Source organism: Telluria sp. ZB2R32 (assembly GCF_059685715.1).
Map to the genome: position 1 here is coordinate 633,137 of NZ_JCASIG010000002.1, position 13,868 is coordinate 647,004.

Annotated in this window: 15 protein-coding genes; 10 read left to right on the forward strand and 5 right to left on the reverse strand. The window is 64.4% G+C overall.

Annotation, left to right across the window (positions count from 1 at the left end):
• Positions 1-180 precede the first annotated feature (180 nt).
• The 3 genes from AC56LG_RS07760 (at position 181) to AC56LG_RS07770 (ending at position 2,922) form a co-directional block, all read left to right on the forward strand.
• Positions 181-801: an RNA pyrophosphohydrolase gene (locus AC56LG_RS07760; protein ID WP_497165522.1), complete on the forward strand. Its 621-nt coding sequence runs from the start codon at positions 181-183 to the stop codon at positions 799-801.
• A 128-nt stretch (positions 802-929) separates the two neighbouring features.
• Entirely contained in the window at positions 930-2,462 is a 1,533-nt protein-coding gene (locus AC56LG_RS07765) for an aspartyl protease family protein (RefSeq protein WP_497165523.1), read from the forward strand.
• Between the two features lie 31 nt (positions 2,463-2,493).
• Positions 2,494-2,922, forward strand: a complete 429-nt coding sequence (locus AC56LG_RS07770) for a DUF1841 family protein (protein WP_497165524.1) — start codon at positions 2,494-2,496, stop codon at positions 2,920-2,922.
• Positions 2,923-3,112: 190 nt separating this feature from the next.
• On the opposite strand, the gene AC56LG_RS07775 is transcribed toward AC56LG_RS07770, so the two are convergent.
• The 3 genes from AC56LG_RS07775 to AC56LG_RS07785 form a co-directional block, all read right to left on the reverse strand.
• Positions 3,113-4,618 (reverse strand): SulP family inorganic anion transporter, encoded by a 1,506-nt coding sequence (locus AC56LG_RS07775; RefSeq protein WP_497165525.1) that lies wholly within the window; start codon positions 4,616-4,618, stop codon positions 3,113-3,115.
• Between the two features lie 111 nt (positions 4,619-4,729).
• On the reverse strand, positions 4,730-5,071 hold the full coding sequence (locus AC56LG_RS07780; RefSeq protein WP_497165526.1) for a c-type cytochrome: 342 nt from the start codon (positions 5,069-5,071) through the stop codon (positions 4,730-4,732).
• Positions 5,072-5,082: 11 nt separating this feature from the next.
• Positions 5,083-5,430, reverse strand: coding sequence for a c-type cytochrome (locus AC56LG_RS07785; RefSeq protein ID WP_497165527.1), 348 nt, complete (start codon positions 5,428-5,430; stop codon positions 5,083-5,085).
• A gap of 179 nt (positions 5,431-5,609) precedes the next feature.
• On the opposite strand from AC56LG_RS07785, the gene AC56LG_RS07790 reads away from it, so the two are divergent.
• The 5 genes from AC56LG_RS07790 to AC56LG_RS07810 all read left to right on the forward strand — a co-directional run bounded on the left by AC56LG_RS07790 (position 5,610) and on the right by AC56LG_RS07810 (position 10,028).
• Complete coding sequence (locus tag AC56LG_RS07790) at positions 5,610-6,464, forward strand: AAA family ATPase (RefSeq protein WP_497165528.1); 855 nt, start codon at positions 5,610-5,612, stop codon at positions 6,462-6,464.
• Positions 6,461-7,051, forward strand: coding sequence for a GNAT family N-acetyltransferase (locus tag AC56LG_RS07795; RefSeq protein ID WP_497165529.1), 591 nt, complete (start codon positions 6,461-6,463; stop codon positions 7,049-7,051). Before AC56LG_RS07790 ends, AC56LG_RS07795 begins: the two co-directional genes overlap by 4 nt.
• On the forward strand, positions 7,052-8,224 hold the full coding sequence (locus tag AC56LG_RS07800; RefSeq protein WP_497165530.1) for a vWA domain-containing protein: 1,173 nt from the start codon (positions 7,052-7,054) through the stop codon (positions 8,222-8,224).
• Between the two features lie 155 nt (positions 8,225-8,379).
• Positions 8,380-9,480: a saccharopine dehydrogenase NADP-binding domain-containing protein gene (locus AC56LG_RS07805; protein ID WP_497165531.1), complete on the forward strand. Its 1,101-nt coding sequence runs from the start codon at positions 8,380-8,382 to the stop codon at positions 9,478-9,480.
• Complete coding sequence (locus AC56LG_RS07810; protein ID WP_497165532.1) at positions 9,477-10,028, forward strand: DUF4166 domain-containing protein; 552 nt, start codon at positions 9,477-9,479, stop codon at positions 10,026-10,028. The genes AC56LG_RS07805 and AC56LG_RS07810 overlap by 4 nt, the downstream gene beginning before the upstream one ends.
• A 221-nt stretch (positions 10,029-10,249) precedes the next feature.
• Here AC56LG_RS07810 and AC56LG_RS07815 read toward each other — a convergent pair whose 3' ends face one another.
• Entirely contained in the window at positions 10,250-10,849 is a 600-nt protein-coding gene (locus tag AC56LG_RS07815) for a CPBP family intramembrane glutamic endopeptidase (RefSeq protein ID WP_497165533.1), read from the reverse strand.
• A 209-nt stretch (positions 10,850-11,058) separates the two neighbouring features.
• Between AC56LG_RS07815 and AC56LG_RS07820 the strand changes: the two genes are divergently transcribed.
• Both AC56LG_RS07820 and AC56LG_RS07825 read left to right on the forward strand, forming a co-directional pair.
• Positions 11,059-12,261 (forward strand): cation:proton antiporter, encoded by a 1,203-nt coding sequence (locus tag AC56LG_RS07820; RefSeq protein WP_497165534.1) that lies wholly within the window; start codon positions 11,059-11,061, stop codon positions 12,259-12,261.
• Positions 12,251-13,387 carry a YbdK family carboxylate-amine ligase gene (locus AC56LG_RS07825; RefSeq protein ID WP_497165535.1) on the forward strand — a complete coding sequence of 379 codons (1,137 nt, stop codon included), beginning with the start codon at positions 12,251-12,253 and terminating at the stop codon, positions 13,385-13,387. The genes AC56LG_RS07820 and AC56LG_RS07825 overlap by 11 nt, the downstream gene beginning before the upstream one ends.
• 43 nt (positions 13,388-13,430) lie before the next feature.
• On the opposite strand, the gene AC56LG_RS07830 is transcribed toward AC56LG_RS07825, so the two are convergent.
• The gene (locus AC56LG_RS07830) at positions 13,431-13,754 is read right to left on the reverse strand and encodes a hypothetical protein (RefSeq protein WP_497165536.1); all 324 of its coding nucleotides are present in this window, start codon (positions 13,752-13,754) and stop codon (positions 13,431-13,433) included.
• Positions 13,755-13,868: the final 114 nt, after the last annotated feature.

A 13,868-nucleotide genomic window follows, 5' to 3' on the forward strand; every position in this document is an offset into this window, starting at 1 on the left:
GAGAGTTATAATCGACCTAATTTTAAAGGATTAGCTGGCTGATGCGTCCAATCTTTGTACAAATGGGTCTTGAACACGCAGCGTCCGCCGTTTTCGTTGTGCACGAGGGAAGCTGACGTGTGGATTTGTAGGTAAAAATGTAAGGACCCGGAAGCCGGCAGAAAGTTTCGAGGTGTTCTTATGCTCGATCGGGAAGGGTTCCGCCCCAACGTCGGCATCATCCTGCTTAACGCCAATAACGAGGTGTGGTGGGGCAAACGGGTGCGCGAGCACTCTTGGCAATTTCCGCAGGGAGGTATCAAATACGGCGAGACGCCGGAACAGGCAATGTACCGCGAGCTCGAGGAAGAAATCGGTTTGCGCCAGGAGCACGTCAAGATCGTGGGCCGCACCCGCGACTGGCTGCGCTATGAGGTGCCCGACCATTTCATCAAGCGCGAGATCCGCGGCCATTACCGCGGCCAGAAGCAGATCTGGTTTTTGTTGCGCATGGTTGCGCGCGACAACGACGTCAACCTGCGCCTGACCGACCATCCGGAGTTCGACGCCTGGCGCTGGCACGATTACTGGGTGCCGCTGGACGTGGTCATCGAGTTCAAGCGTGACGTGTACCAGCGCGCATTGCAGGAGCTGTCGCGTTTTCTTACCATGCCGCCCAACGGCGGACATGGCGAGCGCCGCCACAGCGCGCGTTACCTGCGCCAGCCGCGCACCACCAGCAGCGCGGCCGGGAACAAGTCTGCCGTCAAGGCGCCGCTGGCCAGCAGCGAACCGCAACTGATGCTGGCGCCGGAGAAGTAATACCGCCGCAAGGCGCCAAAAAGCAGGCACGCCACGCACGTGGTGGAGCCTGCTTTTTTGTCCGTTCATCTTGCCGCTGCAACGATTTATTTTTGTTGGCAAGAAAATATTGGCGGTAAAATCGGCCGATGACATCGCCCCTGCTGCCGATTTTCGCCGCCCTCGCCCTGTGCGGCATGCTCCTGCCCGCCGTCGCCCAGGCCGACGACGCGGCACCCAAATGTCGCTACATCGACATCGGTTCGCTGCCGCTGCGCTACACCGGCCCCAGCCTGGATCTGACGACCGAAGGCAGCATCAACGGCGCCCCGGCGACGATGCTGCTCGACACCGGCGCCTTCGACACGCTGCTCACCCGGACCGCCGCCGAGCGCCGCAAACTGCCCATGCGCGCCACGCACCGCATTGCGCGCGGGGTCGGCGGGGAGGCCGCCATCCATGAAGCGCTAGTCGCCGACCTGTCGGTCGGCCCGACCGCAAGCGGCGCCGCCTGGCTCTCGATGCTCGGCGATTTCGGTTTCGTGCCCGACTACGATGCCCTGGTCGGCGCGCCTTTCCTGCTCCAGGCAGATCTGGAAATATCCCTGGCCAGCAAGTCGCTGCGCTTCTTCCGGCCTTCCAATTGCGACGGCCAGTTCCTGGCCTACTGGGACGAGAACGCGATGGAAATCCCGTTCGCTGCCCCCCGCGGCCACCGCGGCCCGAATCCGCCGTTCTTCGTGCATGTCAACGGCAAGCGCATGCGGGCGATGATCGATACCGGCGCCGGCGTCACCGTCATTGGCCGGGCGGCGGCCGAGCGCGCGGGCCTGAAACTGGATGCCCCGGGCGTAACGCGGCTCAGCGCCATCGCCGGCGTCGGCCGCGACCGGGTGGCGCGCTGGAGCACGGTGTTTGACACCTTCCAGATCGCTCAGGAAACCGTGCGCAACGCGCACATCGGCGTGGTCGATTGGGACGACGACATCGACATCGACATCCTGCTCGGCGCCGACTTCCTGCGCAGCCACCGCGTATTGATCGCCATGAGCCAGAGAAAAATCTATTTGTCCTACCTGGGCGGTGCGCCTTTCGGCCAGCGCAGCAAGCTCGAACCCTGGATTGTCGCGGAAGCAGAGGCGGGCAATCACGACGCCCAGATGCTGGCGGCCCACATGGTCTCCCAGGGAAAAGGCAGGGCGGAGGATGTGGCGCGCGCCGCCGACTGGATCGAAAAAGCGGCGCTCGGCGGCAACCCGCTGGCGGCCATGTACACCGGTCACGCACTGGTAGCGCAAGGCTTTCTCGAGCAGGGCATCGTGCGTCTACGCCATGCGGCCGCCAGGCTGCCGGCGCACGGGAGAGCGGCCCGCTGGCTCTATCTCGCGCGCGTACGCGACAAGCAGGTGGACCTGGCCCGGAGCGAACTCACGGCCCATCTCGCACGCCAGGCAGACCAGGCCTGGCCACGGCCTGTCGCAGAGTTCTATCTCGGCAGGATCACGGCCGAGACCCTGCTGGCGCAGGCCGGCGGCGACGGCAAATACGGGCCGGCGCATCGCTGCGAGACGCTGCTGGACATGGCGGACTGGCACGGGGCGCACGGCGAATCCGCGCAGGAAGCGGCACTGACGGCTCGCCATGCGGCGCAGTGCGCGACAGCGCCACGCGCGCTACAATGACGGCCACTTCATCGTTCCTGCCTACTTCCTCATGTTCACGCCCTCTTCGCACGACGTGCGCCGCTTTTTTTGCGAAGCCCTGCGCAAGCAGCGCGCCGGCGAGATCCTGACGCCGATGGACGCCATTGCCGCCGACTGGATCGTCCAGCACCCCGAATACCACGACGCCCTCGCCGACGCCGACGCAGCCGTCGCGCGCGATTATTCGGTCGAAGGCGGCCAGCCGAATCCGTTTCTGCACCTGTCGATGCACTTGTCGATCGCCGAGCAGGTCTCGATCGACCAGCCGCGCGGCATCAAGGCGGCGCACGACCTGCTGGTGAACCGCATCGGCGAGCACGATGCCCACCACGAGATCATGGAGTGTCTCGGCGAGATGATCTGGACCTCGCAACGCAACAGCACCCCGCCCGATACCGAGGCCTATATCGAGTGCGTGCGGCGGCGCGCGACGCGCTGATGCCGGACTGGCAATGCGATACAAAAAAGCGGCCACGGCCGCTTTTTTCGTATCATGTTCTACGTAGGGTGGGCTCTGCCCACGCGGTCGTACGCTTGCATACGGCAACGCTTCGCGCTGCGTTTCGACATGCATATGCGGCACCGCGTGGGCGGAGCCCACCCTACGAAAAGCACAACACGACCCGGCTTCACCCCAGCTTGTCGTCCGCCACGCGGTAGCGCGGATCTTCCACCACATTCACCTCGATCATGTCCCGCGCCCTGCCCAGCAGCTCGCGGCAATCCGCGCTCAGGTGGCGCAGGTGCAGGCGCTTGCCGAGCGCGCGGTAACGTTCGGCCAGGGCGTCGATCGCCTGGATCGCCGAATGGTCGACCACGCGCGCGCGCCGGAACTCGACCACCACGTCTTGCGGATCGTCTTTCGGCGTAAACAGTTCGTTGAAGTTGGCGACCGAGGCGAAGAACAACGTGCCTTCCAGTTCATAGACTTTCCAGCCCTGGGCGTCGACGTTGGTCTTCACGCCAATCTGCTTCGCATGCTGCCAGGCGAACACCAGCGCCGAGACGATCACGCCGACCAGCACCGCCACCGCCAGGTCGAAGATCAAGGTGATCGCCGCCACCAGCACCACCACCAGCGTATCGGCGCGCGGCACCTTGCCGATCGTGCGGAAGGTGCCCCATTCGAAGGTCTTTTCGCAGACCACGAACATCACGCCGATCAGGGCGGCCAGCGGAATCTGCTCGATCCAGCTTGAGCCGAACAGGATGAACGAGAGCAGGAACAGCGAGGCGGCGATGCCCGACAGGCGGCCGTAGGCGCCGTTGTTCACGTTGATCATCGATTGCCCGATCATGGCGCAGCCGCCCATGCCGCCGAAACACGCAGTGACGATGTTGGCCGCGCCCTGCGCCATGCATTCGCGGTTCGGCTGGCCGCGCGTTTCCGTGATTTCGTCGACCAGCGTCAGCGTCAGCAGCGATTCGATCAGGCCGACGCCGGCCAGCACCAATGAATATGGCAACACGATGCGCAAGGTTTCGAGGTTGAACGGCACGTCCGGCAGCGCGAACTGCGGCAAGCCGCCGCCGATCGAACCCAGGTCGCCGACGGTCTTCGATTCGATGCCGAGCAGCGCGGCGCCCGCCGTGACCACCAGGATGCCGACCAGCGTCGCGGGCACCGCCTTGGTGATGCGCGGCGTGACGTAGATGACTGCCATGGTCGCCGCCACCAGCCCCAGCATCGTGAACAGTTGCGCCCCCTGCATCCACTCCCCGCCAATTTTGAAATGGCCGAACTGGGCGATGAAGATCACCAGGGCCAGGCCGTTGACGAAGCCGAGCATCACCGGATACGGCACCATGCGGATGAATTTGCCGAGCCGGGCGACGGCGAACAAGATCTGGAATAGGCCCATCAGCACGATCGCGGCGAACAGGTATTGCACGCCGTGTTCGACCACCAGCGCCACCATCACCACGGCCAGCGCGCCGGCCGCGCCCGAGATCATGCCGGGCCGCCCGCCAAAGGCCGAGGTGATGAAGGAAACCAGCACGGCGGCGTACAGGCCGGTCAATGGCGAGACATGGGCGACCAGCGCAAAGGCGATCGCTTCGGGCACCAGCGCCAGCGCGACGGTCAGGCCGCTGAGCAGGTTGGTCTTGAGATAAGCAGGTGAAACGGACTGCACGATAAAACTCCAGGTAATAAATGAAAATCCCCCGGCGCCGGCGTTTAAAGCCGGATCCGGGGGATCCCGATGCTGCTGGCTGGTCCGGCGCAGGGCCGGACCGGCGATGATTTACTTGCGCACCACCAGCTGCGACGGCAGGCTGGAAAGATAGGCGCCGATGTCGGCCATGTCCTGGTTCGACAGCGGCTTGGCAAAGCCGGCCATGATCGGGTTGCTGCGCCCGTTGGCCTGGTCGCCGCCGCGTTTATACGCCATCAGCGCGTGCGACAGGTAGTCGGCATGCTGGCCGGCCAGCTTCGGATAGCTCGGGTCGATCGGCTTATTATAGTCGGCGCCGTGGCAGGACGCGCAGTTGTACTTCTTGGTCAGCTCTTCGCCGCGCTTGATGTCGGCGGCAGTAGCAGAAAACGAAACGGCGCCGAGGGCCAGCGCGATGATCAGTTTTTTCATGGCGTGGGTCCTTACTTGCGGCTCTGGCCGTTCTGCTGCGAATAATAGGCGGCGACGTCGGCGATGTCCTGGTCCGACAGGCTGGTGGCGATGCCGCGCATCGATGGATGCTTGCGGTCGCCCTTCTTGTAGGCGTGCAGTGCGGATTCGATGTACTTGGCCGACTGGCCGCCGATCATCGGCACCTGGTAGACCTCGGGGAAGCTGGCTTTGTAGCCGGGGATGCCGTGGCATCCGATGCACATTTCGACCTTGCTTTGTGCGGCTTTCGGATTGCCGACGACGTCCGCTGCGAGCGCAGTCGACGTAGCAACAGCGGCACCGGTGGCCAGAACGAGTACTGCCAAAAGTTTTTTCATGGTGGGAATCGCAAAATTTTTAATCGAAAACCGCTACCGCACAAAAAATTAGTTATCTACTACTAACCTGTCGATTCTAGCCCAACAAAAGATTGCAGTCTACCAACGTCGTGTGCCCCATCCGACGCCTGCGTGGTTCTGGCATATACTCGAACTTTCCCTCTTTTCCACTAACGCGTATGCAAGCCCATCCCCGTTTCGAAGGCACCGAAAGCTATGTCGCGACCGACGACCTGAAGCTGGCCGTGAATGCCGCCCTGACGCTGCAGCGTCCGCTCCTGATCAAGGGCGAACCCGGCACCGGTAAAACCATGCTGGCCGAGGAAGTGGCGTCGGCGCTGAACATGCCGCTGATGCAGTGGCACGTGAAATCGACCACCAAGGCCCAGCAAGGCCTGTACGAATACGACGCCGTCTCGCGCCTGCGCGATTCGCAGCTGGGCGACGAGCGCGTGCGCGACATCCACAACTACATCGTCAAGGGCGTGCTGTGGCAAGCGTTTACGGCGCCGGAACCGGTGGTCCTCCTCATCGACGAGATCGACAAGGCCGACATCGAATTCCCGAATGACCTGCTGCGTGAACTCGACCGCATGGAGTTCTACGTCTACGAGACGCGCGAAATGGTGGTGGCGAAGCACCGTCCGCTGGTGATCATCACCTCGAACAACGAAAAGGAACTGCCGGACGCCTTCTTGCGCCGCTGCTTCTTCCACTACATCAAATTCCCGGACCGCGACACGATGGCCGACATCGTGCAGGTGCACTACCCGCGCCTGAAGCAGGAGCTGCTGTCCGCCGCCCTGCAGAGCTTTTACGACGTGCGCGACGTCCCCGGTATCAAGAAGAAGCCCTCGACCTCGGAATTCCTGGATTGGCTGAAGCTCCTGATGGCCGAAGACATCCCGGCCGAAGCGCTGCATTCGAAGGACAACAAGACCGTGGTGCCGCCGCTGCATGGCGCCCTGCTGAAAAACGAGCAGGACGTACACCTGTTCGAACGCCTGCTGTCGATGTCGAGGATGAACCGATGATTGCAATCGAGCCGGTCGCGCTCGAATTCAACGGCGTGCGCCTCGAACCGCTGACCCTGGAACACGTGGAGGGCTTGCGCACGGCCGCCGCCGACGGCCAGTTGTGGACCCTGCGCGTGACCTCGGTGCCGGAGCCGCACCGCACGCAAGCCTATGTGCACGCGGCGCTGGAGACGAAGGACCGTCTCCCCTTCGCCGTGATCGATGCGTCGAGCGGCGACGTGATCGGCACCACCAGCTACCACGACATCCTGCCGAACATCGACCGGGTCGAGATCGGCTACACCTGGTACGCGAAAGCCGTGCAGCGCAGCCACGTGAACACCAGTTGCAAATTGCTGTTGCTGTCGCATGCCTTCGATACCCTCGGCTGCGCGGTGGTCGGTTTTCGTACCGATAATTTTAATGTTGCTTCCCAGACCGCGATCGAGCGCCTCGGTGCGAAAAAGGATGGCACGGTCCGCCATCATGCCCTGCGCCGCGACGGCACCGTGCGCGACACCGTCATGTACAGCATCGTGCGCGGCGAGTGGCACGAGGTGAAATCGCACCTGCACTATCAACTGACGCGTCACGCGGGTACGTAAATGCTGATCGACTTCTTCTTCGCGCTGCGCAACGCAAAAGTCCCGGTCTCGATCAAGGAATTCCTGACCCTGCTCGAAGCTCTGGAAAAGACCGTCATCGCCCCGTCGCTCGACGAATTTTATTATCTGGCGCGGCTGGTCATGGTCAAGGACGAAGCCCATTTCGACAAGTTCGACCGCGCCTTCGGCGCCTACTTCAAGGGCATCGAGGCCGTATTCGACACCAGCAAAGGCGAGATCCCGCTCGACTGGCTGATCAAGCGCATGGAGCGCGAACTGACGCCCGAACAAAAGGCGGCGCTGGAAAAATTCGGCTACGACAAGCTGATGGACCGCCTCAATGAACTCTTGAAGGAACAGAAGGAACGCCACGAAGGCGGCAGCAAGTGGATCGGCACCGGCGGGACGTCACCGTTCGGGCATGGCGGCACCAACCCGGAAGGCATCCGCATCGGCGGCGCCGGGCGCAACCGCACGGCAGTGAAAGTCTGGGAGCAGCGCTCGTACAAGGATTACGACGACGAGCGCGAGCTCGGCACGCGCAACATCAAGGTCGCCCTGCGCCGTCTGCGCCGCTTCGCCCGCACCGGCGCGCTCGACGAATTCGCGCTCGACGAGACCGTGCGCGCCACCGCCAGCAACGCCGGTTACCTCGACATCCGCATGCAGCCCGAGCGCAAGAACCGCATCAAAGTGGTGATGCTGCTCGACGTCGGCGGCACCATGGACGACCACATCGAGCGCACCGAGGAATTGTTCTCGGCGGCGAAGAGCGAATTCAAGAACATGGAGTTTTACTACTTCCACAACTGTATCTACGACTACCTGTGGAAGAACAACCGGCGCCGCCACGCCGAGCGCTTCGACACCTGGGACGTGCTGCGCAAATATCCGCCCGACACCCGCATCATTTTCGTCGGCGACGCCACCATGAGTCCCTACGAGGTGCTCGCGCCCGGCGGCTCGGTCGAATACAACAACGAGGAAGCCGGCGCCGAATGGCTGGCGCGTTTCTGCAAGGCGTTCCCGAAATTCGCCTGGCTCAATCCGGAACCGGAACACCTGTGGCAGTACCGGCAGTCGATTGCCGTCATTCGCCAGATCATGAACAACCGGATGTACCCGGTGACCTTGGAGGGGTTGGAGCGGGCGATGCGGTTGTTGAGCAAATAAAGGCGTCGCGGGCCGTGCCGGCGTCACGCGCGGGCATGCCCGCCCTACGTTACCCACCAGCCGCCAGCCGCATTACGTAGAGCGGGCATGCCCGCCTTTACCGTTCGATCAACCGCACCCTATCCCCAAAGTGTTGCCTGTGCTATACATTAAGCATGAGCAACTTTCGCATCCTGGTCATCGGCGGCTACGGCTTTTTCGGCAGCCGCCTGGTCGAACTCCTCTCCCGCCAACCGGGCCTGCACATCCTCGTCGCCGGCCGCTCCCACACGCAAGCCGCGGCCCTGGTGCACAAGCTGCGTCCCGGCGCCACGTCGCCACTCGACGCCCACACCCTCGACATCGCCTCCCCTGCGCTTGCGCAGACGCTGACCACCCTGCACCCCGCTGCCGTCATCCACACCGCCGGCCCCTTCCAGGGTCAGGATTACCACGTCGCCAGCGCCTGCATCGCCGCCGGCGCCCACTACATCGACCTGGCCGACGGCCGCGCCTTTGTCGCCGGCATCGGCGCGCTGCACGACGCAGCGACGAAAGCCGGCGTGCTGGTCACCAGCGGCGCCAGCTCGGTCCCTGCCCTGTCCGGCGCGGCCGCCGATGCGCTGGCCGCCGGCATGCACCGCATCGGCGCGATCGACATCGGCATCAGTCCCGGCAACCGCACCGAGCGCGGCTTGTCCACGGTACGCGCCATCCTCGGCTATTGCGGCCAGCCGCTGCCGGGCGGCGCCACCGGCTGGCGCACCACCCGCTCACATACCTATCCGGCGCCGGTCGGACGGCGCCTGCTGTCGCCCTGCGACGTCCCCGACCTGGAACTGCTGGGCCCACGCTTTCCCGGCACGCCGCCGGTGCGCTTCGGCGCCGGACTCGAACTCGCCGTCCTGCACCGCGGCATGAACCTGATGGCGTGGCTGGCGCAGCGCGGCCTGGTGCGCGACTGGGCCGCGCACGCGCCGCTGTTGAAACGCGCCGCCGACTGGTTCCGCCATTGCGGCTCGGATGCCGGCGCCATGCACGTGCGCGTGACGGGCCTTGATGCCGCTGGCGTGCAGGTGGCGCGCGGCTGGTCGCTGCTGGCGACCCACGGCGACGGTCCCTTCGTTCCCACCCTCGCGGCGGCGGCACTGGTGCGGCGCCTGGCTGCGGGCGAGCTCCTGCCGGCCGGCGCCCGCCCCTGCCTGGGACTGCTGACGCTGGCCGATTTCGAACGCGCAGCCGCCGGCCTGCACATCACGATGAAAGCCGACCAGTGACCCTGTCGATGTATGAAACCGTCATGGGCCCCGCCTTCGAGGCGCTGGCCCAACCTGTTAAAACCTTTCACCGCACCCGCGGCCGGCGCACGCTGCACGGGTGGGTGCGCACCGCGGCACCCGCCTCCTGGCCGGCGCGGCTGCTGGCCCTGTGTTTGGGGACGCCTCTGCAACCCGTGTCCGGCGCCATCCGCTTCGAGCTCGATGCCGGGCCGGCCTGCGAAACCTGGGTACGGCATTTCCCGGGCAAGACGATGCGCTCGCGCATGCGCCTGGTGCAGGGAGAATTGACGGAGCGGCTGGGGCCAGCCCTGCTCCACTTTCAACTGCTGGCCGACGATGGCCGCCTGGTGATGCGGCTGCGCGGATTGCGATTCCTCGGCATTCCCTGCCCGCGCTGGGCGCTGCCGCGCATCGTCGCCGAGGAAGAAGGCCGCGACGGTCGCCTGTACTTCCGCATCGGCGCTGCGCTGCCGCTGATCGGTCAGGTGGCTGGCTACACGGGCTATTTGGCTGTCGACGCCGAAGTAACTGATCGGCGAATGTAGGATGGGCCGGGCGGAGAACCGCTCTGCCCACGCGGATCACCGCTTGATCAGGTGTAATCGCTTCGCGGTATGGGCGCGGTATTCAACGGTACGTATCGGTGGGCATGCCCACCCTACATGCACAACGGCCAGTGGATATGTCACGGGCCGTCGTATAACGTAAGGCGGGCCGGGCCACGAAGGGCATGCCCGCCGTCACCCGTTCGATCAACCGCACCTCGTCAACGCGCTCCCCGCAACGCATTGCGCACCACATACAAGCCCACCACATCCAGCGCCGCATGCACCATCACGGCCGCCAGCAAGCCTACGTATTGATAAATAAATCCGAGCACTACGCTCACCCCGAACACGCTCGCCGCCTGCACCAGGCTCGCCCGGTTCAGCTTGCGGAACTGGTACACCGGCACGTGCGTCACCAGGAACACGAGCGAGGTGATCCACACGCCCAGCAGCGGCTGCAGCGCGGCCCGGAACAGCAGCTCTTCGCCAATCGCCGCGGCCAGGCTGATCCAGACAGGGTTCAAGCCCGACAGGTCGAGCCGGCCATAGGCCGTGACCGTGTTGCGGCTCGCTTCCGAGTTCGCGGTCAGACGCGCGCTGACATAGGAAAACACCGCCGCCAGCGCGGACAGGCCGAGGCCGTACAGCACCTGTTCGCCGTAGGTCATCGGTCCGCGCAGTACCAGGCGCGGCTGGTACTGCAGGACGAAAATGAGGACCAGCGCGATCGCCGAAAACACGACGCAGGTCAATACCTGGGCGGTGAGGCGGATCGGCGCACGGGCGGACTGGGGTTGCTGCGGAATCTGTTGGGACATGGGAGTGTGTCGGGGGGGCGACGAATGAGGAATCGAAAAGGCGGCTGGAACAACCGGCATTCTAGCCAGCGGCGCCGGCCCTGACAACGAACTCTTCCGTTAATCCGTTGTCCAATCGTGCGCAGCCTCCGTCCTTCCCGTCTTATAGAATCGACAAAAGACCAGTCCGTCCCAGGCCGGGTTTTCCGGTGTATTTCCGAGGAGCATGCATGCCCGACCTGTTGCCGATCTTGACCAGCCTGGCGTGGCCGTTCGCGATTGCCATCGCCTGGATCGCGGGCGAATTCGGGCAACGCTGGACGGGTTTGCCGCGCATTAGTTTTTATGGCGTGATCGGCTTCGCGCTGGGCAGCTCCCAGCTCGGCGTCCTGCCGATCCCCGACAGCGGCCCGGCGTCGATGCTGGCCGACGTCGCCTTTGGCCTGATCCTGTTCGAACTCGGCTACCGCATCAACCTGCGCTGGCTGCGCACCAACCCCTGGATCGGCATCAGCGGCCTGGTCGAATCGCTGGCCACCTTCGTTGCCGTCTACCTGATCGCGATCGCCTTCGGCACGCCGCAACTGACCGCGTTGATGCTGGCGGCGCTGTCGATGGCGACCTCGCCCGCCACCGTGGTACGGGTCATCAACGAGCAGCGCAGTTCGGGCCAGGTGACGGAGCGGGTGCTCCATCTCACCGCCCAGAACTGCGTGCTGGCGGTGTTCGCCTTTAATGTCGTCGTCGGCTTCTGGATTTTCCGTACCTTCGAAGACCTGGGCGACGCCATCTGGAACAGCCTGGTGCTGCTCGCCGTATCGCTCCTGACCGGCGCCGTGTTCGGGCTCGCCGTGCCGGCGCTGCTGCATGGGCTCAAGAATCCGAAACAGGATGCGACCGTCGCGTTTGCGCTGGCCGTCATCTTGCTGGTCGCGATATCGCATGCGGGCGGCCTGTCGCCGGTGGTGGCCACCCTCGCCTTTGGCCTGGTGGCGCGCCACCGCCGCGTGGCCTACAGCCAGGCGCAGCGCGGTTTCGGGGCCCTGGGCGAATTGCTGACGGTGTTGCTGTTCGTGTTTGCCGCCTCTACCCTCGACTGGCAAAAGGTCGCCGCCGGCATTGGGCTGGCGACCGTGATCGTGCTGGCGCGGCTGGTCACCAAGACCGGCGGCGTGGTGGCCTTTGCTCATTTATCTGGCGTGTCCTGGCGCAAGGGCGCATTGGCCGGCGTGGCGCTGGCGCCCCTGTCCGTGTTCGTGATCCTGCTGCTGGAGCACGCGCGCCAGCGCGGCGTGCACGTGGTCGAAGAATTGCGCTCGGTGGCGGCGGTGACGATGCTGTTAGAGGTGTTCGGCCCGATCATCATCCAGCGCGCGCTGGTGTGGGCGAACGAGGTACCGAAGACCCAGCCGGAGATCAACCATGCCGCTTGAGCCGTTTAGCGCCTCCACGCCGCTGACCTTCGGCGTCGAACTCGAACTGCAACTGGTCAGCCTGTCCGACTTCGACCTCACCGCCGCCAGTCCGGACTTGCTGCACCTGCTGGCCCGTAAACCCTTTCCCGGCAACGTCACGCCCGAGATCACCGAGAGCATGATCGAGATTAATTCGAGCGTGCATTCTGCTTATGCGCCGCTGCTGGCGGAGTTGCAGGAGATCCGCGACACCCTGGTCGCAGCCGGCGACCAGCTGAACATCGGCATCGCCGGCGGCGGCACCCATCCGTTCCAGCACTGGTCGGAACAGAAGATTTTTTCCAAGGCGCGCTTCGAACACCTGTCCTCGCTGTACGGTTACCTCGCCAAGCAGTTCACCGTGTTCGGCCAGCACGTGCACATCGGCTGCGGCAACGGCGACAACGCGCTGTACCTGCTGCACGCGCTGAACCGCTACATCCCGCATTTCATCGCGCTATCCGCCTCTTCTCCCTTCGTGCAGGGCCACGACAGCCTGTTCGATTCGGCGCGCCTGAATTCCGTGTTCGCCTTTCCCATGAGCGGGCGCGCGCCATTTACCCTGCGCTGGAGCGAATTCGAGTCGGCCTATTTTGCGAAGATGGAACGCACCGGCATCATCAAGAGCATGAAGGATTTTTACTGGGACCTGCGCCCGAAACCGGAATACGGCACGATCGAACTGCGCGTGTGCGACACGCCGCTCACCGTCGAACGGGCAGCCGCATTGGCTGCCTACCTGCAGGCGCTGTGCAGCTACCTGCTGGAGCAGAAGGAAGAACCGCCGGTGGAAGATGATTACCTGGTCTATAACTACAACCGCTTCCAGGCCTGCCGCTTCGGGCTGGAAGGCGCGATCACCCATCCCAAGACCTACGCGACGATGCCGCTGCGCGAGGACATCCTGGCCACGCTGACGAACATGGAACCGTATGCCGCAGTCCTCGGCAGCCAGGACGGCTTGCGCCACCTGGCGGCAGCGGCGGCCGGCGGCAGCGACGCGGCCCTCTTGCGCCAGCAATACGAGCGCCAGGGCAGCGTCGAGGGCATGGTGCATGCGGCGATCAACTGGTTCCGGGGCGAGCGGCGCTTCCGGCGCAGGTAGGGTGGGCACAAGTGCCTTTCGTGGCCCGGCCCACCCTACAACATCATGCCGGGCTGACCCGGCTCGGCCGCATGATCCGCTCGAGAAAATTGCGCTTCACCGGCTGCGGCATCCCCTCGTCGACCAGCACCGCCCAACGTTCGCACAACTGCTCGCAGGTCGCGCGCAGCACCGGGTCGAGGTCCGGCAGGCGCGCCAGCGCGCACAGGTGGCGTTCGATCACCGAGGCCAGGCGCACGCACGGCTTGTCCTTGTCGTCGCGCGCGGTGTAGTGCGACATCAGGTGCAGCAGGGAGGCGAGCATGACGGCGTGACGCTGGGGCATGCCGTGCGCGGGTACGGCAGTGTCTGCGAATGGATGGTTCATGGCGGTTCCTGTTGATCAGTCGTTAATGAGAATGATTCTCATTCATTATGATCAAGGGAAGGATTGGGTGCAAGCCGTTTACGCGCCAACCTTGCTCTAGTCCCAAATTGGGAC

Excerpts from the sequence above, each read along its gene's own strand:
- AC56LG_RS07760 (WP_497165522.1), top strand. The coding sequence starts at position 181 with ATGCTCGATCGGGAAGGGTTCCGCCCCAACGTCGGCATCATCCTGCTT.
- AC56LG_RS07765 (WP_497165523.1), top strand. The coding sequence starts at position 930 with ATGACATCGCCCCTGCTGCCGATTTTCGCCGCCCTCGCCCTGTGCGGC.
- AC56LG_RS07770 (WP_497165524.1), top strand. The coding sequence starts at position 2,494 with ATGTTCACGCCCTCTTCGCACGACGTGCGCCGCTTTTTTTGCGAAGCC.
- AC56LG_RS07780 (WP_497165526.1), bottom strand. The coding sequence starts at position 5,071 with ATGAAAAAACTGATCATCGCGCTGGCCCTCGGCGCCGTTTCGTTTTCT.
- AC56LG_RS07785 (WP_497165527.1), bottom strand. The coding sequence starts at position 5,430 with ATGAAAAAACTTTTGGCAGTACTCGTTCTGGCCACCGGTGCCGCTGTT.
- AC56LG_RS07790 (WP_497165528.1), top strand. The coding sequence starts at position 5,610 with ATGCAAGCCCATCCCCGTTTCGAAGGCACCGAAAGCTATGTCGCGACC.
- AC56LG_RS07795 (WP_497165529.1), top strand. The coding sequence starts at position 6,461 with ATGATTGCAATCGAGCCGGTCGCGCTCGAATTCAACGGCGTGCGCCTC.
- AC56LG_RS07800 (WP_497165530.1), top strand. The coding sequence starts at position 7,052 with ATGCTGATCGACTTCTTCTTCGCGCTGCGCAACGCAAAAGTCCCGGTC.
- AC56LG_RS07805 (WP_497165531.1), top strand. The coding sequence starts at position 8,380 with ATGAGCAACTTTCGCATCCTGGTCATCGGCGGCTACGGCTTTTTCGGC.
- AC56LG_RS07815 (WP_497165533.1), bottom strand. The coding sequence starts at position 10,849 with ATGTCCCAACAGATTCCGCAGCAACCCCAGTCCGCCCGTGCGCCGATC.
- AC56LG_RS07820 (WP_497165534.1), top strand. The coding sequence starts at position 11,059 with ATGCCCGACCTGTTGCCGATCTTGACCAGCCTGGCGTGGCCGTTCGCG.
- AC56LG_RS07825 (WP_497165535.1), top strand. The coding sequence starts at position 12,251 with ATGCCGCTTGAGCCGTTTAGCGCCTCCACGCCGCTGACCTTCGGCGTC.
- AC56LG_RS07830 (WP_497165536.1), bottom strand. The coding sequence starts at position 13,754 with ATGAACCATCCATTCGCAGACACTGCCGTACCCGCGCACGGCATGCCC.